17 protein-coding genes are annotated in these 18,796 nt (G+C 45.6%); 3 read left to right on the plus strand and 14 right to left on the minus strand.

All coding sequences use genetic code 11. From position 1 onward, the window contains the following. The 3 genes from REC12_RS12815 to REC12_RS12825 all read right to left on the minus strand — a co-directional run. Window positions 1–130, minus strand: a 130-nt coding sequence (locus REC12_RS12815; RefSeq protein ID WP_308895112.1) for an FAD-dependent oxidoreductase, incomplete at its 3' end; no start/stop codon positions are given. Between the two features lie 702 nt (window positions 131–832). Beyond that, a complete protein-coding gene (locus REC12_RS12820; protein ID WP_308895021.1) occupies window positions 833–1,717 on the minus strand; it encodes an NAD(P)-dependent oxidoreductase in 885 nt (294 codons plus the stop codon). 65 nt (window positions 1,718–1,782) lie between these two features. Then, a complete protein-coding gene (locus tag REC12_RS12825) occupies window positions 1,783–2,166 on the minus strand; it encodes a desulfoferrodoxin (RefSeq protein WP_308895023.1) in 384 nt (127 codons plus the stop codon). 386 nt (window positions 2,167–2,552) lie between these two features. Between REC12_RS12825 and REC12_RS12830 the strand changes: the two genes are divergently transcribed. From REC12_RS12830 to REC12_RS12840, 3 genes are read left to right on the plus strand one after another with little or no spacing between them, the layout of a single operon-like run. Continuing rightward, window positions 2,553–3,674, plus strand: coding sequence for a 2-hydroxyacyl-CoA dehydratase subunit D (locus tag REC12_RS12830; protein WP_308895026.1), 1,122 nt, complete (start codon window positions 2,553–2,555; stop codon window positions 3,672–3,674). A gap of 38 nt (window positions 3,675–3,712) precedes the next feature. Continuing rightward, on the plus strand, window positions 3,713–4,975 hold the full coding sequence (locus REC12_RS12835) for a 2-hydroxyacyl-CoA dehydratase subunit D (RefSeq protein ID WP_374214206.1): 1,263 nt from the start codon (window positions 3,713–3,715) through the stop codon (window positions 4,973–4,975). A 25-nt stretch (window positions 4,976–5,000) separates the two neighbouring features. Then, on the plus strand, window positions 5,001–5,792 hold the full coding sequence (locus REC12_RS12840) for an acyl-CoA dehydratase activase (RefSeq protein WP_308895030.1): 792 nt from the start codon (window positions 5,001–5,003) through the stop codon (window positions 5,790–5,792). Here REC12_RS12840 and REC12_RS12845 read toward each other — a convergent pair. The 11 genes from REC12_RS12845 to REC12_RS12895 form a co-directional block, all read right to left on the minus strand. Then, window positions 5,754–7,163 (minus strand): HEAT repeat domain-containing protein, encoded by a 1,410-nt coding sequence (locus REC12_RS12845; RefSeq protein WP_308895032.1) that lies wholly within the window; start codon window positions 7,161–7,163, stop codon window positions 5,754–5,756. The genes REC12_RS12840 and REC12_RS12845 overlap by 39 nt on opposite strands. After that, entirely contained in the window at window positions 7,151–7,744 is a 594-nt protein-coding gene (locus REC12_RS12850) for a 2-oxoacid:acceptor oxidoreductase family protein (RefSeq protein WP_308895035.1), read from the minus strand. The genes REC12_RS12845 and REC12_RS12850 overlap by 13 nt, the downstream gene beginning before the upstream one ends. Further along, window positions 7,737–8,549: a 2-oxoacid:ferredoxin oxidoreductase subunit beta gene (locus REC12_RS12855; protein WP_308895037.1), complete on the minus strand. Its 813-nt coding sequence runs from the start codon at window positions 8,547–8,549 to the stop codon at window positions 7,737–7,739. The genes REC12_RS12850 and REC12_RS12855 overlap by 8 nt, the downstream gene beginning before the upstream one ends. Continuing rightward, a complete protein-coding gene (locus REC12_RS12860; protein ID WP_308895039.1) occupies window positions 8,539–9,666 on the minus strand; it encodes a 2-oxoacid:acceptor oxidoreductase subunit alpha in 1,128 nt (375 codons plus the stop codon). Before REC12_RS12860 ends, REC12_RS12855 begins: the two co-directional genes overlap by 11 nt. Then, the gene (locus REC12_RS12865; protein WP_374214207.1) at window positions 9,659–9,850 is read right to left on the minus strand and encodes a 4Fe-4S dicluster domain-containing protein; all 192 of its coding nucleotides are present in this window, start codon (window positions 9,848–9,850) and stop codon (window positions 9,659–9,661) included. The genes REC12_RS12860 and REC12_RS12865 overlap by 8 nt, the downstream gene beginning before the upstream one ends. A 386-nt stretch (window positions 9,851–10,236) precedes the next feature. Then, on the minus strand, window positions 10,237–11,697 hold the full coding sequence (gene cls / locus REC12_RS12870) for a cardiolipin synthase (RefSeq protein WP_308895042.1): 1,461 nt from the start codon (window positions 11,695–11,697) through the stop codon (window positions 10,237–10,239). Next, window positions 11,687–13,036 carry a VWA domain-containing protein gene (locus REC12_RS12875; protein ID WP_308895043.1) on the minus strand — a complete coding sequence of 450 codons (1,350 nt, stop codon included), beginning with the start codon at window positions 13,034–13,036 and terminating at the stop codon, window positions 11,687–11,689. The genes cls and REC12_RS12875 overlap by 11 nt, the downstream gene beginning before the upstream one ends. Before the next feature lie 35 nt (window positions 13,037–13,071). Beyond that, window positions 13,072–13,947 carry an AAA family ATPase gene (locus REC12_RS12880; RefSeq protein ID WP_308895045.1) on the minus strand — a complete coding sequence of 292 codons (876 nt, stop codon included), beginning with the start codon at window positions 13,945–13,947 and terminating at the stop codon, window positions 13,072–13,074. 77 nt (window positions 13,948–14,024) lie between these two features. Continuing rightward, complete coding sequence (locus REC12_RS12885) at window positions 14,025–14,840, minus strand: MBL fold metallo-hydrolase (protein ID WP_308895047.1); 816 nt, start codon at window positions 14,838–14,840, stop codon at window positions 14,025–14,027. Window positions 14,841–14,964: 124 nt separating this feature from the next. Then, a complete protein-coding gene (locus tag REC12_RS12890; protein WP_308895052.1) occupies window positions 14,965–16,182 on the minus strand; it encodes a DEAD/DEAH box helicase in 1,218 nt (405 codons plus the stop codon). 62 nt (window positions 16,183–16,244) lie between these two features. Beyond that, on the minus strand, window positions 16,245–18,590 hold the full coding sequence (locus REC12_RS12895) for a type IA DNA topoisomerase (RefSeq protein ID WP_308895054.1): 2,346 nt from the start codon (window positions 18,588–18,590) through the stop codon (window positions 16,245–16,247). Window positions 18,591–18,796: the final 206 nt, after the last annotated feature.

Genomic DNA, 18,796 nt, shown 5'->3' on the forward strand with positions numbered 1-18,796 from the left:
GGGCTACTCGTCCGCCAAGATAGGCTTTCTCTTCGACCAGATAGACCTCGCTTCCCGCTTCGGAAGCTTCCACCGCGGCGGTAAGTCCGCTGATTCCCCCTCCAACCACCAGAATACTCTTATAAGCCATCCTTTTACCTCCCTTATATGCCAATAAACTCTCGACGAACGTCGAGCCGGCTGGTCAAGTTGCCCTGAACCAACCTTATAGCACTCCCCCAGCGTGATTTATGGAGGATATTTGCTTTTAATGGCTAATATACATAGTACCGCTGTATTATTGTAAATTTAAGAGTATTGTGAACTTTTAAAACTCGAAATTAATCGCAAGAAACCGCAAGAAACTACAATATAATGGGGAATATGAATACTTTCACATATAGAAGTAAAAAAAATAAGTAACACCAAAAGACTCTTTTGAAGTGCCCTTAAACGTGATAAACTCAGTCATTTCAACGCTCAGACAGTTCGTTTTCATAATTAAGATTAGCACTGAGGCCTCCATAAGTCAATATTACTATAATTAATATATTATATAGTGAATTAATTTTATAGATAATTCTATTGAAAATTCAAATAGCAGTTCTCTTGCTAAAATAGGTGTGTTAATTTACATGTCGATATAAATCGAATACGAGAAGTTTATGATTGTGCGCTAGGATTTTCCCACGCCTATCACCCCAGCTTCTTGAGATATTTCGCGTATTCAGAGAATAGGACAAAAATGACCATAATAATAACGAATCGTAGAATTAACAAAACCCTCGTTATGCATTAAAAACACATTAAAAAAAACCACGGGGTAACTCAATCGGTTAGCCCCGTGGTTCTCTTAAAGGGAACTATAAAGCTTATAAAGACTCTGGGTACCGCTATTTTCTTCTCCCGCAGCAGCCAGTTTGTCATAAAGTGATTTGGCGAGTTCAAGACCCGGAGTCAGCAAGCCCATTTCTTGGGCGGAATCCAGAGCAATGGTCATATCTTTAATAAAGTGCTTTACATAAAAGCCCGGCGCAAAATCGTTAGCCAGCATACGCGGGGCCAAATTACTTAAGGACCAGCTTCCGGCGGCGCCCGATTCTATACTTTTAAGAACCGTTTCAGGATTTAAACCTGATTTTTGGGCATAAGCAACCGCTTCACATACCCCTATCATATTGGAAGCTATGGCAATTTGATTGCACATTTTTGTATGCTGACCTGCCCCGGCGCTCCCTTGATAAATAATGTTTTTCCCTAAGAAACTCAAGATAGGAACTAAAGCGTTAAAGACTTCCTCGTCTCCGCCTACCATAATCGCCAGGCGGGCCTCTTTCGCTCCCACATCTCCGCCGGAAACAGGAGCATCAATGGCATACATAGTCTTGGCTCGAGCTTCTTGATAGATTCTTTGCGCCAAAGATGGTGAAGAAGTCGTCATATCTACCAGATAGCTGCCGCTTTTGGCGTGTTTAATAATGCCTTTTTCTCCGAGATAGATTTCTTCCACATCTTTAGGGTAGCCGACCATAGAAATAATAACGTCACTGTTCTTTGCCAAATCAGCAACATTGTCTTGCCAAACAGCTCCCGCTTTAAGAAGCGAATCTGCTTTATCTTTAGTACGGGTGTAGATATTCACTTGATAGCCGGCCTTTAGGATATGAGAGGCCATGCTTTTTCCCATAACCCCGGTGCCTACAAAACCAACTTTTGAATTTTTACCAATAACCAGCAACTACTAAATCCCCTTTCATTAGCCCTAAACCGGGTTGCACTGCTTGTCATGACAAGACGTTCGGTTTATTTACCCGCTTTCCAGAGACCATGAATTGTGCAATATTCTCTAACTTCTACCACATCGTCAGCTTTGACCAGGAAGAAAGCTTCCGGGGCTTGTCCGGGCGACAATTCAGCTCTGAGGACTTGATCCTTGGTTAAAACTTCAATAAAGCGAATAAAATGTTTTTCCTCCATAGGATGGGCAGCACTGCCAACTTTAACTTTAATTCCATTGTCCGCCGCTTCACACACAGGCACATGTTTTTCTAAACTGGCGTCGACAACACCGGCTTCCAGTTTATTCATGGCTTTGTTGCAGCAAACTAGAGCCGGCGCCCCTGGGTTAACTACCTCAACGACATTGCCACAGACACTACATACATAGAGTTCTCTCAAATTGGTCATTTTTTCTGCCTCCTTTTAATTTAAGCTTAACCGTCTATAGTATTCAATATTCTTCAAGGGACAAGAATTTCCTTCTTTCAATAAGGATACATTTTGCGCGGCAAGACTATGAAGTATTTGAATTTGTTTGTTATGGTTTTATTTACAGAATATTTCTAATACTATCTGTTTCTTTAGTTAAATTTTTATTATAATAAAAGATAGAGTTACCTTGGAAAATCGTGCTTAGCATTTTGAAGGAATGTTCATTCTCTGATTAAGAAGAAACTTTCCCCTCCTGCTCCCAATATCCTATGTCTTAGCAATCTCAAGGATTGAAATTTGCGGGATAGAGCAGAATCCTCCTCAGGTCAATCTCTAAATCTTTAAGAAAAGGAGCTCTTTAAATGTCTGACGATGATAGACAAGAAAGTGCAGCCAAAGCCCTTAAACTTCTTCAGGAAGAAGCGGAGCTTAAAGGAGCCGCTCGCCAAAACCGCTACCCTGAACAAAAATTTTTCGGCTATTTTTGTTCCTATTTTCCGGAGGAACTTCTTTTGGCGGCAGATCTGGAGCCGCTTCGCCTGCTGCCCGACAGCGGAAACTCGACTCCGGCTGAACTTCCGAGCTATTGTTGTTCTTTAGCCAGAGGAACACTCGCCAGGGAAATAAGCGGTCAGTGGCAGGATCTCATAGGAGTTGGTTTCACGCATACATGTGACACAATGCAATGTCTCAGCGGAATTTGGGCCGCAGCGGGCCACACTAAAACAGTCGACCTTGTTCCCCCCGTCATGTTGAAAGCTCAAGGCGCCTCACGCTATTATCTCTCTGAACTTGAGTCTCTTGTCGTCCAACTAGGGGTGCTAACTCATACTGAGATAAGCGCAGCAAAAATACGCGCTAGTATCGGTTTGTGCAACCGAGCGCGTGAATTAGTCTCCCAGCTTGATGCCCTGCGCCCTCAGCTCCCCTCTCCTTTGGTTTCCGCTCTCCTCAGAGCCGGACAGCTTATGCCGCGTTCTGAATATATAAAAGCTCTGGAAGCATGTTATCCGACAATCCAGGCTATGGCGATGCCGCAGGAGCAAAGGACAGGCATCCTGATCAGCGGAGCAGTCTTGGAAAACGATCATCTCTTGGCCATGATCGAAGACCTAGGCGGCAGAGTTGTGGCTGATGATACTTGCACGGGATATCGTCACTATTCCGGCCCAAGGGTTTCAGGAAGGGATAATCCACTGCAAGATATTGTACAGCGTTACACTGAAATGCCCCCTTGTCCTTGTAAACACCGCGGTTTAAATGAACGGCACAATTACCTGGAAGCTCTGGCTCAGCAGCGCAAAGCCCGGGCTGCCATCCTCGTTATCCGCAAATTCTGTGAACCCCACGCTTGGGATTCCCTATCGCTTGCACGACAGCTCCAAAACAGCGGCCTGCGCACTTTAATTTTAGAACTCGAAGGGACAGATGTTGGCGGACAAGAAAGAACCAGGCTCCAGGCCTTTCTGGAAAACCTGACCTAAGATTTTGATTGTAAAGGAGAACACAAGCCATGGAAAATATGGGGAATTGCGCCAGCAGACTCGCTGCAAATCCTGAACGCCGATCCAAGCGCCGAAGTTACCGGCCTCTGGCCAGCAGCGCTGCGCTCAAAAAAACTATGGGCCGCTATTATGCGCTGACAAATTACCATCACTACTGGGGCAGGGGCTTAAACCGTCCTTTGGCCTGGGTAACAAGCGGTGCACCTGTGGAACTCCTAAGAGCTTTTAAAATTCATCCTGCCTACCCCGAACAATATGCCGCCATCTACAGCACGCGCAAAGCTACGGTGGCCTTGTGTGAAGCTGCTGAAACGGAAGGATATTCCTTAGATCTTTGCTCCTACGCTCGTTCAAATATTGGAGGAGTCCTGCGCCCGGACCTTGCTCCCTATGGAGGCATGCCTAAGCCGGATCTTCTCGTTGCCTGCAACAACATCTGCGGTACCGTGCTCAAATGGTACGAAGTTTTAGCCCGCCATTTCGCTGTCCCTCTCCTGGTTTTAGACACTCCGTTTCTCACCGGAGAATTAACACCTCAGGCTAAAGACTATGTTCTCAGCCAATTATACGGAATGGTCTCAGAGCTCGAGAAAATCACAGGTCGAAAATTCAAAGAAAAGAGCTTAGCCCGGCAAATGCGTCTTAGCAGTGAGATTACCTCGCTTTGGAAAGAAACCAGGCAATTCTGCCAGGCTATTCCTTCCCCGCTCAATGCTCCTGATCTTTTCATTCATATGGCGCCTATTGTTGTCCTGCGCGGAACACAAAGCGGAATCGATTATTACCGTCAGCTTAAGGAAGAAGTCCAAAATCGTGTCGCTCAAGCGGAGGGCGCTATCGAAAATGAACGTATCCGTTTAGTCTGGGACAATATCGCCATCTGGCCTCAGGTTTTTGGCTTTAATAAACTGTTTGCGGAGCGAGGGGCTTGTTTTGTAACCGACACTTATAGCGGCGGTTGGGCCGTTGAGCATGCCCCCGGCACCCCTATGGAAAGCTTAGCGGCTACCTATACCGAAGTTTTCCTCAACCGTTCCCCCGATTTTCGGGCAAATCAGTTAATTAATCTGATCAAAGAATATAAAGCCAACGGCTTTGTCATGCATTCCAATCGCTCTTGTAAGCCTTATTCTTTAGTTCAAGAAGTCATTCGCCGGAAGGTTATGCGTGAAACCGGTGTGCCGGGCTTAATGATTGAAGCGGACATGGCCGATCCCAGAGCCTATGCCGCTGAACCTGTTCGCAACCGGGTTCAGGCTTTTTTAGAAACCTTCGATTAATAGAGATGTGACGAGGAGGAAAGGAATGGAAAACTATTATTTAGGTGTCGATATTGGTTCTCTTACCGTTAAAATTGTCTTGTTAAACCGAGCCAAGGAAATTTTAGGACAAAGTGTGGCGCGAGCGGGCTACAACGGCCGGGATGTAGCTAACCGTTTAATTGAGCAACTTCTTGCGCAGACAGGCTTATCCGCCTCGGAAATCAGCGTCACGGTAGCCACCGGGTATGGTCGGGTCACCTTTCCTTCTGACCGGGAGGTTTCGGAAATTACCTGCCAGGCCAAAGGAATCAGCCATCTTTTCCCTTCTGCTCGAACGATCATAGATATTGGCGGTCAAGATAGTAAAGTTATTAAATTATTGCCAAATGGCAAAGTCGGTGACTTTGCCATGAATGACAAATGCGCTGCGGGAACAGGCCGCTTTCTCGAAGTTATGGCCTCTGCCCTGGAGGTTGACTTGTCGGAAATGGAGGCTTTTGTCGCGCCCGCCAAGAACCCGACAAAAATCTCCTCCTTTTGTACTGTATTTGCCGAGTCTGAAGTCATCTCCCAAGTATCGTCGGGAACCCCAAAAGCGGATATTTTGGCAGGAGTTTGTGACTCCGTCGCCAGCAGAGTAGCTTCTCTGACCAGTCGTATAGGCCTGGAACCGGATATTGTCTTTACAGGCGGGGTAGCCCATAATCACGGCGTTGTGAATTCTTTAGCCAAACAGCTGGGCTTTCCCCTCTTAGTGTTTAAAGAACCAAGCATCACTGCAGCACTTGGGGCTGCCTTACTGGCCTTTGAAATTCGCACTCTCAATCTTTCGTAAAGCTGTGCGAGCACGTTCCCGAACGTTGACAGATTCGCCATAATCTTCGGCAACTCTGCCCAATTCTTTAACAGCCGCTGAGGCTCCAATGTCTCCAAGGGCCTGAGCCGCCATTTCTTTCACGCTAACTACCGGGTCTTTAAGCAGTTGAATGAGAGAAAACGTCGCGGCTTTGTTTTTAAGCTGCCCTAACGCCTGGCAAGCGTTGGCGCGAATTAAGCTGTCATTGTCGCTCAAGCATTTTAGAAGGAGTTCATGAGCCTCGGGAATGCTGGCTAACCCCTTAATTAGATAAATATCCACCCGGCGGCTGACTTTTTTCAATATACTTTTATGTAGCTCCAAAGCCTGTTCCTCTTTTAACTCATCTAAAGTCCAGGCTAATAATTTAATCAAAACCTCCTCATTTTGACTTAGCAGGATTCCCCTGGCCCGTTCAAAATCCTGAACAATTAAGGCACTTTTTAATTGGTCCCCTAATTTAGGCAGGAGAAAGTTGGCAATGGTTTGCGCGCTCTTTTCACTGAGCGTTAATTTTCCTGCCTTATTTTTTTGAATATAGTGCATCGTTGTTAAGCCGTCGATAACGCAAGAAAACAGATTAACGCGCTGCCCTGTGGAAGAACCAAGAACAGAGCCGAGAATCCCTGAAACCTCACCTAAAGATGAAATTAAGTCATCTTCATCCAAGTGCCCTTCATGGGTATGAATAATCTCCAACAGAGCTACTAAATCCGGCACTTGTAAAGGCAACCCTAAATCAATAATCACTTGCTCCAGAATTAAACGTTCTTTAAATAGAGGCTCACCGGTCAGTGAAGTATGAAACTGGTAGAGAAAACTCAATTGTTCCTGGCCAAAATCTCTCAGCTCAAAATTCTGCAGGCATTCTAAAAGGCTGATCCGGTGATTCAGGGCAAACCCTTTGACCTTTTTAAATCTAAGAATGAGCAGATCCAAATAATCTAAGGGATATCCCATTCTTTCAGCGATACTTGGCAGGGATTCATCACAAATCCAGAGGCGGAAGATCCGTCGCCAAGGCTCCTTAGGATCAACCAGCTGTGGGCGCTTGATTATTTTTTGGGCAGGGGCCAACAAATCCTTTGCCAAATCCGCGACTACGGCGGAAGGATTGGCAAACTGATTCTTCAGCTTCCACTGAAGAATTTCACTAAACGTAACGTTTGTCAATAAATCGGCGTTATGGCAAAAACAATAAACAAGATCGGGAATTATTGTCTCATTAATATACTTTAAGGCCATAGGGCTTCTTGGCCCGCCCCATTCTTCCAGCAAAACAACGGCAAGCTCATCCCCTAATTCAGACAGATCAGCTTGGGACCATTCCCTGTGAATTAAATCCGGCACTGCTGATCACCTTCAATGAGACCTTTTTTGGGGATAGTGGTTGCCTCCTCTTCCAGGCCAAGATTCCAGCCAAGTTCCAAGGCTTTTAAGTTTCTGTCAACCGTCCCTTTCGGGGCCCGCTGACGAACAGCCTCCTGAACCTTTTCCAAGGGAACTACCCGGCTTAAAGCGGCTACAACTCCCAGAGCGACGATATTGGCACTTTGTTCGGAAGCAAACTCTGTCCGGGCGGTTTTCGTTATCGGAAGTGAGTAGAGATTTCTCGGGCGCGGTTTGACTTCCGGAACATAAGAATCATCCACGACCAGTACGGCATCTTCATCCAAATTTAAACCGTACTTTTTATAGGCTTCCTGACTGAGGGTTAAAACAAAATCCGGCTTTTCCACTTTGGGATAATAAATGACCTCATTGCCAATGATCACCTCAGCCCGGCAGGCGCCTCCCCTTGCCTCCGGTCCATAGCTCTGGCTTTGGGCGACATTCCTGTCTGCCTTAATTCCGGCCTCAGCTAAAATAATAGCGGCTAGAATCAGCCCCTGACCGCCGGTACCTGTTAAAAGGAATTGCTGTTTAGACATTAATGCTCCCCTCCTGTATTCTTTGTCTTAATTTCTCATACTCATGAGTATATTCCGGTCTCTGGTACCTGAAAATCTCACCAATTTGGAAATCTTCATCGCTCACAATTTTTTGTCCGGCTTTTACGGCATGTTCTTTCTGCCAGAGCAGCATGTCAGCGGGAGTTTTAAAGCGGTTTCTCCGCCCATAAGAGACTGGACACTGTGATATTGCCTCAACTATGGAAAATCCCGGGTTATTATAAGCGTCAATAATGACTTTGGTCAGAAGTTGATTGTGATAAGCGGTCGCTCTCCCTCCGTAGGTTGCCCCTGCGGCTTTACAGAGCTCCAATATTTGAAAAGGTCTTTCCAGATTGCCAAAAGGGGAGGTTGTTCCCCGTTTATCATGAGGAGTTAAAGGGGAAGTCTGTCCACCCGTCATGCCATAAATACTGTTATTTATTACTATGGCTGTCAGATCAATATTGCGCCTGGCAGCATGAATTAAATGATTGCCGCCAATGGCTGAGGAATCTCCGTCTCCCATGACCACAAAGACATCTAACTCAGGGCGGGCAGCCTTAATTCCGGTAGCAAAGGGCAAAGCTCTCCCATGGGTCGTATGAATAGTGTTGAAGTCCAAATAACCGGGCATTCTGGAAGAACAGCCAATTCCCGAGACAAAAATCACTTTATTTTGGTCAAGCTGCAGAGTTTTGATAGCGCGCATAATAGCGGCGGTAATTGTGCCGATTCCACAGCCGGGGCACCAAATATGGGGTAATGTTTCAATGCGAAAGTATTGGGCAATGTCACTGAACATACTCTATTACCTCCCGAATTCTGGCTAAAATTTCCTCAGGAGTGATTAACTCACCGTCCATCCGGTTAAAGCGATGAACCATTTGGTAACCAAAGAGCTTTTCAACTTCTCCGACCAGTTGTCCGCTGTTCATTTCTACAACCAAATATTGGCGTTGAGACAGTCTTTCCAGCTGCTGCCGGGGAAAGGGCCAAATTGTAATCGGTCGAAAAAGCCCTACCTTCAGGCCTTGCTTGCGGGCTGAATAAACCGCTTCCATCGCCGAACGGGCGGAACCTCCGTAGGCGATAACAACTAATTCCGCATCCGCCATCCCAACTTCTTCGAAGATCTGGATACGCTCTAAATAGGGATTGAGTTTTTGCGTCAATCTTTGCATAAATTTTTTCACGACCGGCGGACTACCTGTCGGCAAACCCTTTTCATTGTGAGTCAGGCCTGTGACGTGATAGCGATAACCCTCCCCGAAATTGGCCATAGCCGGAATCATGCTCTCGTTATTTTCATAAGCGATATAATCACCCGGAGGAACCGCCGGCTTTTTGCGTTCAACGACGGTTGTTGCTTCAGGCAGGATAATTTTCTCCCTTAAATGGCCAACAACTTCATCCATCAAAAGGATCACCGGAATGCGGAACTCCTCTGAAAAATTGAAAGCCTGGACCGTCAATTCATAACATTCTTGAACGGAAGACGGGGTTAAAGCAATAATAGGATGGTCTCCATGGGTACCCCAACGGGCTTGCATGACATCGGCCTGAGCGGGGGAAGTCGGCAAACCTGTACTGGGACCGCCACGCTGAACATTTACAAGGACACAAGGTACTTCCGTGGCAATGGCATACCCCAGATTCTCCTGCTTCAGGGAAAATCCCGGCCCGCTTGTTGCGGTAAGAGATTTAAGGCCCGTCAAAGAGGCTCCGATCACAGCTGCCATGCTCCCGATTTCATCCTCCATTTGGATAAAGGTGCCACCGCGCAAAGGCAATTTTTCAGCCATGATTTCAGCAATCTCCGTAGAAGGAGTGATTGGGTAGCCCGCATAGAAAAGCACTCCCGCCGCTAAAGCTCCTTCGGCCACAGCTTCGTTACCTTGCATTAATCGCGCTTCATTCATCGTTTCTCACCTCGACATTTATGGCAAAATCAGGGCAAAGTCTCTCACAAATCTTACAAGCTATACACTGATCGGGCTTAGCCACCACAACTTTACCAAACTCATCCCCTTCAAGTACTTTTTTGGGGCAAAAAGCGATACATATGCCGCATTTTTTGCACCAATCCTGACTAACTACAACCATTGCTGTTTGTACTGCTAACACCAAAACTCAACCATCTCCTCCAGGCTATTAAATTATCGGCTCTCTTAATGAAATTAGTTCCCGGGAAAACAAAGTATGACAAAATAACTGCCAATCTTAAAATAAGTTCTACTTTTGGGACAAGTCTGAATAGTTCTTTACTATTTCGCTGCAGAACAACCAATCTCCTTCATGACAACTTAAAATTTTGGCTTAAGAACTCAGGCAGCGGCAGCCGCATCTTCTCCGATTGCGCCAAGAAAACAGCCCCTCATACCTTTTCGTACGAGGGGCTGATCTCATTCAGAGTTATCAAGAAAACCCGGCCTTATAGCGAGCTTACGAGAACAAAAACCGCTAGCTGCCCTTAGGCCTGAAGTTCCCTCTCATAAGAGAGGCGAAAACAAGCGGGCACTCGATTCTTTAAGCCGATTTGCCAAAGGACGGGTCTGATATTCTTCCAGAACTAATTCTTTGCTGTCTGCAATATCCCGATGAAAATCCTGCTCCAAGCGCTGAGCCAGAGGAGCAGCATAGATAAAAGCGCTGATCTCAAAATTCAGGCTAAAACTGCGAATATCGAAATTAGTAGAGCCGACGACGCCGATTTCTCCATCCAGTATTAAGATTTTGGCGTGCAAAATTCCTTTCTGATACTCATAAATTCGCACACCTGAGGCCAATAGCTCTTCGACATAAGAATGAGACGCCCAATAAGTAATTTTATGATCAGGAACACCCTGAAGTATAATTCTCACATCTAAACCGCAGAGAGCCGCGGTTTTCAAAGCCATAATTGATCCTTCATCCGGTATAAAGTATGGTGTTTCAATGCATATAGTTTTTTCGGCGCTTGTCAAAGCCACAAAAAATATTTCCAGCATAGAGCCCCAATCGGAATCCGGACCGGTAGCGGCAATTTGAGTCATCTGGATGGAGAATTGCTCGGATTGCGGATAGTATTCCGGTTCTGAGACAGCCTGGCGCGTAGTGCCATTCCAATCATTTAAAAATACGGCCTGAAGAAAATTCACCGAATCGCCCTCAAGCTTAAGAAAGGTATCACGCCAAAAACCGATGCGTTGATTGCGCGATAGGTATTCGTCGCCCACATTTAGACCGCCAAGAAAACCTATGCGCCCGTCGACAACAATAATCTTGCGGTGATTGCGCAAATTAAGGCGTCGCGATAAAAACGGGAAACGCACGGGATAAAACACTTCGGCCTCGACTCCGGCTTTTTTTAGCTCTCCAAACCGTTTCCTTACAGAGCGATTAACTAAACCGTCGATGAGCACGCGCACTTTTACTCCCTCGGAAGCTTTGTGAATTAACAAGTTCAGGATATCCTGCCCGATACTGTCGTTATGAAAGATGAAAAATTCGAGGTGGATATGATCCCTGGCACTTTGTAAGGCAGCAATAATGGCTTTAAATGTGTCGTCACCGTTTGTCAATACTTCAGAACGATTATTAAGCGTTATAGATGCCGAGGCATCATTGAGCAATACGCGGGCAAGTTTTTTCTTAATTGGAATAGTTGCCGTATAATCCTCAATTTCTTCACTTAGCTTTACTTGTCTTTCCTGCAAAATTTCTTCGACGCAACTGGGCAGAACTTGTTTATGCCGCGAAAGCTGATGTTTCCGAACTACTCTGCCCAAGATCAAGTAGATCAGAGCTCCTAAAATCGGCAAAACTCCTAAAATCAGCAACCAAATGATCGTCTTGCTCGGATCTCTATTTCCTAAAAAAACCAGGGAGCCAAGGATAATGAGCTGAGCGAAAGTTATTAAAGCAATGGTTATCAGCAGAATGACTATAAATGACCCTCCTCTAAAAAACATCCTTGACGATGTTCTGTAAATCGTCGGCCGAGCGGCAGCGATAAGCTCTCGTATAATAGGGTTGGTAATCTTTCATAATATTATCCGGCTCATTCCACTCTTCGATATTTAAGGGGTTGAGCCAGAAAATATGCCGTACATTTTCAAAGATTTGAGCAATGAACTCTTTTTGAGAGGAACGATAATTATTTTTGCCATCTCCTAACAAAATAACTGTGGCTCTTGAGGAAACATCAGTTAAATAGTTCTCGGCCAGTTCCTTAAAAACCGCTCCATAATCAGAGTAGCCCAGACTGATTCTGTGACCCCAACTTTTAATCTCTTGTTTTATCTCTTCGAGGTCTTCATGCCAAACAAAATCGGAAACATCCCATACCGTATCGATGAAAAAATAAACTCTGACTTTGCGAAAACGTCCTCGCAAACAGGAAACCAAAACTATTAAAAACTCCACATAGGCCGCCATAGAATTAGAAACATCACACAAAACCACCAATTCAGAAGCACGGGGAATTTTGCGGCGATAACTCAGGGCAAAAACCACGCCGTTCCTCTGCGCACTTTGCCGAACTATGCGAGCAATATCAATCATCCCTTTGTTGTGACTGGCTTTCCAGCGTTGTCCGGGCCGGACGGCCAGCTTGCGGGCCCATTTCCGGATACTTGACTTAACCAGGCTCTTTTCTTGGTCGGAAAGGTTGTTTAAAGGCTTAAAGAGCCAATGCTGCCTGACAAGAGGCTGCCAGCTGTTTTCTTGCCGAACCTGAGCCTCTAATACGCTCTGTTTGACCTCGCCCAGCAATGCCAAACGATTCTTTTGATGACTATACCACTCTTCTTCAGTAAGACTGCCGCGCTGGTAGGCTAAATCATAAGAATTAATCCAGGCATAGTAATCCATGTCGGCTAAAGCCGCGTTTACCAGGTCTTCAAAGTCAATCCCCTGATCCATTAGTTTAGCAAGTTTCTGGTGATTTATAATCAAAGAGCGCCCCGCAGCGGAGGCTGAATTCGTCAGGCTAACTCCCCCAAAGCCGGGGCCGATTCCTAAGCCGCCGATATTAGGGCCGCTCTCTTTCTCCTCCCCAAGAGGCAGAACTTTCTTGTCCCGCCTTGGGTCCGCATCCCCCTGAGTGGAATCAAGGATAATTCTCCAAATTGTTTCGAAAGTAAGAGCATCCTGCGGTTTGCGGATTAACAGGGCTTTGAAAATCTCTTTATCAGCTATAAAAGGAAATCGTTCCATACAAAGCTGAAGCTCGAATACATCTTGAGAAGAAACCGCTATGGAAGCTTCCCTCAGAGCACCTATTAATCTCAGGAAATTCCATCCATTCATTCTGCAGCCCATCCTAACTTGACGACGATCCGCGTTTAACAGTGCTTGGATGCCTCAGAATCCCACTTTTTAAGGCGTTCTTCCAATTTGGCAATATCTTTAGGATACTTCAGTAAGACATTGAGGGTCCCCATTAGTTCGCTGTAATTGATCTTTTCTTTTTGAAGTGCGTGGAGTGAACGGGCAAAATCAATGGATTCCGAGACACTGGGTAACTTTTGCAAGGGCAGCTTCCGCACTTTGGCCACAAACTCACAGACTTCTTGCACCAGACGAGCGGATAGTTCAGGTGCCTGAGAGCCAAGGATGGAAATTTCCCGTTCTATGGAAGGATATGTTAAATAAATATGAAGGCAGCGCCGTCTCAGCGCATCGCTAAAGTCACGGCTATTGTTGCTTGTTAAAATCACAATCGGATCGGTCTTGGCAACGATCGTCCCCATCTCGGGAATAGTGACCTGTTGTTCGGCCAATAACTCTAAAAGAAAACTTTCGAATTCTTCATCACTTTTATCTAACTCATCAATTAAGAGCAGAGCAGGTTCTTCTGAACGGATAGATTCCAGCAAAGGGCGGGAAAGTAAAAACTCCTCTGAAAACAAGTCAAACTTAATTTTCTCCCAATCTTCTGTTCTGGAAAGCTGTAAACGCAAAAGTTGCTTGGCATAATTCCAATCGTAGAGTGCTTTCGTTATATCTAATCCTTCGTAGCACTGCAGCCGTATCAATTTTCGTCGTTTTGCCCGCGCCAAAGCCAGTGCCAGTTGCGTCTTGCCAACTCCCGCCGGCCCTTCTATCAGGCAAGGTTTTTTTAAAGCTAAGGCTAAAAAAAGTGTTGTTGCAGCGTCTTGAGCAATCAAATACCCTTCTTTTGCTAAAGCCTGGGTTAAATCCCAAGGAGATGTAAGCATTTTGGGCCTCCTTAAGAGCACTTAAAGCTTGTATTTGCTTTAAATTTCTGGTTTTTATTGTCTCCATCCCAGAGTTATCAATCGTCAATAAAGGAACGTACAAGATGATAGGCGGAAAATTGGCCAAAACTAAAATACGTAATCATAGGTCTTTGCGGGAAAAGCTTTCTTGTTATGGCTTTGGCATCAAGCCCTTTTTGCGTTAGGGTCAAAATCTGACCCTGTAGATCTTCGAGATAGTGTAGTTTTCTCTCGATCAACCGGTAGCCTTGATTAACGACCCCGGCATGAGCACAATAAACCGTATCGAAATTTTTCTTTAACAGCAGCGCCAAAGACTCCATCAGGCGAGGTATATTCTCATGGCGCCGCACAATTCTCGTTTTGTCATGAAGAAAAAGATCACCGCTAAAGAGGCGACCTTTATCCTCATCTAAGAAAACAACATGATCCGAGGTGTGCCCGGGAGTATGAATGACTTCCCAGCGGGAATGTTCATTCTCGACGAAATTTGGCAAGGCCTCGGCTGGAAACTCTTTTCGATTTCCCCAAAATGCCCGGCGGTAAAAGGGAATTTCCCCCTTGACTTGACAGATATGTAGTGATTCCGAGTGGATATAGGCGGGAATCTGAAATTTAGCTGTTAAATATGCCGTATTGCCCGTATGATCTTCATGATAGTGTGTATGTATGATTTTATCCGGACGGTGAAGCAGACAAAATTCCGAGATTTCTTTTTCCATTCGCTGAGGGCCAGTGTCAATAAGCATTCCATCTACAAAATAGCAATAAACATTGAGACGAGAACCCATCATTTGGATCGTACTGCTGAAAACTTTGACCTCTGGATCGTAATTTTGTGAGTTATGACTTAAAATGTTGTGAAGGGTCATTTTAGCAACCTCACTTCTCAGAACCGGAAATAATCGTCCAATTTCCAATTAGTTAATTATACTACAACTTCCCGTTAAAAAGTTAGGGTAAAACCTTGAGCAGGGAAAACCTTCAGACTTACAGCTAACCTTTGGTGCTTGATTTGCGCTGCTTTCCATTGCTTAAGCTTCCGGGCGCTTTTATAAAGGGTGTCTTTTTCGGAGAAGAATCTGAAATTTTCCCATAAGCCATCTCTTTGAGTGAAATCCTTATGCCAAAGGTGTTTTCCAGCTTTTTTATATAGGGCACCTCGGGCTTCGCTACGAGGGATATGGCAACCCCAGGTTCCCCTGCTCTGCCGGTTCTGCCTACCCGGTGGAGATAAAGCTGCGGGTCTTCAGGAAGATCAAGATTAAAAATATGGGTAATTCCTTTGATGTCTAATCCCCTGGCTGCCAGGTCGGAAGCCACGAGCAAGCTTATTTTGCCGTGTTTGAACTCCTCCATTGCCTTTCTGCGGCTCATTTTACTGACACTCCCATAAATCCCTTCCGTCTCCAAGCCGTGGTATCTAAGCTTTTCCACGGTCTTTTCGATTTCCTCACTTTTATTGATAAAAATCAGGGCTCTGGGAGGAACGATTGAACGAATAAGCTTTCTCAAAACTTCAATTTTATCTCTTTGCTCGGCAAGAAAATACATATGGGAAATGGTTGGCGCAATCATTGCTTTAGGGGTAACCCGAACAATCGCCGGGTTTTTCAAAAAGCCTTCAACACGCTGCAGCGTAGCAGGGGCAAGCGTGGCAGAAACCAGAACAAGCTGGGTTTGCTTTAATGTCGTTTTAACAACAGACTGGACATCCTGCAAATTCTGCTCATCCACTAAGCGATCCGCCTCATCAAGCACAATTGTTTTAATAGTTTGAGCCGAGATTTTTCGTTTCCGGATCAATTCGAGAATCCGACCGCTGGACCCCACGATAATATGCTGTTTTTCTTTTAGCTTTTCAATTTGCCTTGAGATATTGACATTGCCAATAATCACAGCTGAAGTGACCGGCAGGCCGGAATTCTTGGCCAGCGTCTCTATTTCACGGTGAATTTGCAAAGCTAATTCATGAGTTGGCGTTAGAATCAAGGCTTGATTCTCTCTCTTGGCACGATTGATTTTCTGGAAAAGAGGCAAAAGATAAGCCAAAGTTTTGCCGGTTCCGGTTTCCGATTGTCCAACAACATCATTAGTCTCCAAGATTAAAGGTATTGTTTGTTCCTGGATTATTGTCGGCTCCTTAATTCCCTGCTGACTCAAAGCCAGCACTAAGGATTCCTCAAGGCCAAGCTGGGCAAAGGATAATGACATTGTGATCTCCGTCCTATCTGATTAATTTTATTGATTAGCGGCAACATACAAAGCTTTCACTGTTATTGCGTGCTAGTCTTAAACTCAAATTTCAATTTGCCTTCCACGGGATTTTCCCAAACTAAATGTGCGGCAAAGGTTTTTCCGGTACTCGATTTAAATCCTTTTATTAAAGGGGTTTTTCCTTTTTTCAGCAGACATTTCATTTGATGGGGAGTGATCGTCTTGCCGCATAGTTGTTTCTTCCAGACCACAAAGCGACAGCCATTTCTCCAATTAGAACAGCCAAACCCTTTTTCTCCTTCGATGACCTCACACCCGCACCTCGGACATTTTCCCAGCGCTTCGGACGGACTCTTCATTGCCGTATTATCGTCAGCTTTCTTCACTCTGCTGACTTTGGCTCCAAGAGCTTTGGTTGTCTTTGGTCCGCCAGCCTCTTTTTCCGCCCTCTTTGACTGCTGCTTGGGAGCTAAGGCTAAGGGGACCTTGCCATGCTGTCGCTCAAAAGAACGAAGCTCATTGATGATCTGCTGAATAGCGGTTTCAACTTCTGCCATGAATTGTTCTAAAGTCTGTTGGCCTTTTTCGACTTTGGAAAGATTAAACTCCATTTGTCCGGTCATTTCCGCACTTATTAAGAGCTGGGCTTTGGGAAGACGCTCTTTAATCAGCCGAATAAGTTCCGATCCTTTCAGTGCAGGTTTCAAGGCCTTCTTATCCTGGAGAATATACCCTCGCTCAATCAGGTTCTCAATAATCGCCGGCCGGGTCGCCACAGTCCCCAAACCTTTTCCTTTTAGCTGCTGCCGCAAAATCTCGTCATCAATTTGCTTACCTGCCCCTTCCATTGCCTTAAGCAAATCGCCTTGGGTATATCGTTGGGGAGGTTTTGTTGATTTTTCTTCTATGAATACCCGCTTCGTGCTAACCTTCTGACCTGGGTTCAAGGGAGGAAGAGCGACATTTTCTTCCTCTCTTGACTCAAGCTCATCCTTCCTCTTAGTTTTCCTCTTTATCGCCTTCTCTACACCTTTATCCTCTTTTTCTTCTAAACTGTAAACAGCTTTCCAGCCGGAGCTCAACAAAACTTTGCCTCTTGTGCGGAAATGTTCCTCTTCAACGACAGTGATGACATCAGTCTGAGCGTAGCGGGCTGAGGGAAACCAGACGGCGAGAAAACGCCGCGCGATCAGGTCATAAAGTTTCTGTTCATCTATTGTGAGTCTGGCTAAGGGAATTTTCTCGGTTGTCGGAATAATGGCGTGATGGGCAGAAATAGTATTGATCACGCGGCTTCCTTTAGGCACCCCATAACGTCCGGCTTCTTCGGCAAACCCGATATAAGGTTCCTGGCGAAGAGCATTTAGATGAGCGGGCAACTTAGGTATCAGATCTTCTGAAAGATAGACACAATCTGTGCGCGGATAGGTTATTCCTTTTTTTTCATAGAGAGATTGGGCTACTTGCAGAACTTTTTCCGCGCTAAAACCATACTTTTTGGATGCAGCAATTGTCAGGGAGGTTAAATCAAACAAAAGAGGGGGCGGTTCCTGTACGTCTTTACGAGTTAGCTTGGCTATGTCCGCGGCTTTATTCTTAGTTTTAGTGACAATCTTCTCGGCTTCTTCAAGCTTCGTCAAGCGCCTGGTTTCGTCCTGGAAATCGAACCACTTTCCTTGGTACTCTCCGAGAGCAGTTGAAAATTCCGCTCGAACTTCAAAGAATGGCTGAGGCACAAAACGTTCTATTTCCCATTCCCGCTCGACAATTAAGGCTAAGGTCGGTGTTTGTACCCGTCCAATGGAAATAACATTGGGTTTTTTGCGAGCCGTGTCAAAACTGCCAAACAAAGAGGTAAACCCTTCCGTTAGGTTCATGCCAAAGTCCCAATCGGCATAAGCTCTGCCGTTCCCGGCGGCTGTTAAACCTGCCATAGAGCCTGCCGAACGAAGCTGCTTCATACCTTCCCGGATAGAAGCCGTCGTTAGTGAAGAAATCCAGAGGCGGGCCAACGGTTTTTGACAGCGAGATGCTTCCCATAGTTCCTGAAAGAGCAACTGACCTTCACGATCGGCATCCGTCCCGCAGATAACTTCCTGAATCTCGGAAGATTTCAGCCAGCGCTGCACCACCTGGTACTGTTTAGCTGCTCCGGCTTTAACTGTTCTGCGGAATTCATTCGTTGGGGGCAGGACCGGCAGCCTGTTTAAACTCCAACGTTTTCCGACTTGATCCAAATTCATATAAGCCTCTGGACGCTCAAGTTCTAAAAGATGGCCAAAACACCAGGTGATGACATATTGCTCGTTTTCCAAGTAACCGTCTCCCCTATTTCCAACGCCTAAAGCTTGGGCATACTCGCGGGCTTGAGACGGCTTCTCCGCGATGATGAGTCTCTTTCCCATCTCATTAGCCTCCGTATCTTCGCCGTCATTAATTATCCAAAGTGTCGCAAGGTATAAATCCCCCGGCATAGTTGACTTATTTTTAATTATATCTTAACAGACTGACAGCTTATTGTAAGCCATGATTTTATCCGCTGACTAATCCGCTCTAAGACTCCCGCTTCGGCAAGCGCTGAGTTAAGAGCGGCTAAATCCCTGGCTAAGTG

Source organism: Candidatus Desulfosporosinus nitrosoreducens, assembly GCF_030954495.1.
GTDB classification, from domain to species: Bacteria; Bacillota; Desulfitobacteriia; order Desulfitobacteriales; family Desulfitobacteriaceae; genus Desulfosporosinus; species Desulfosporosinus nitrosoreducens.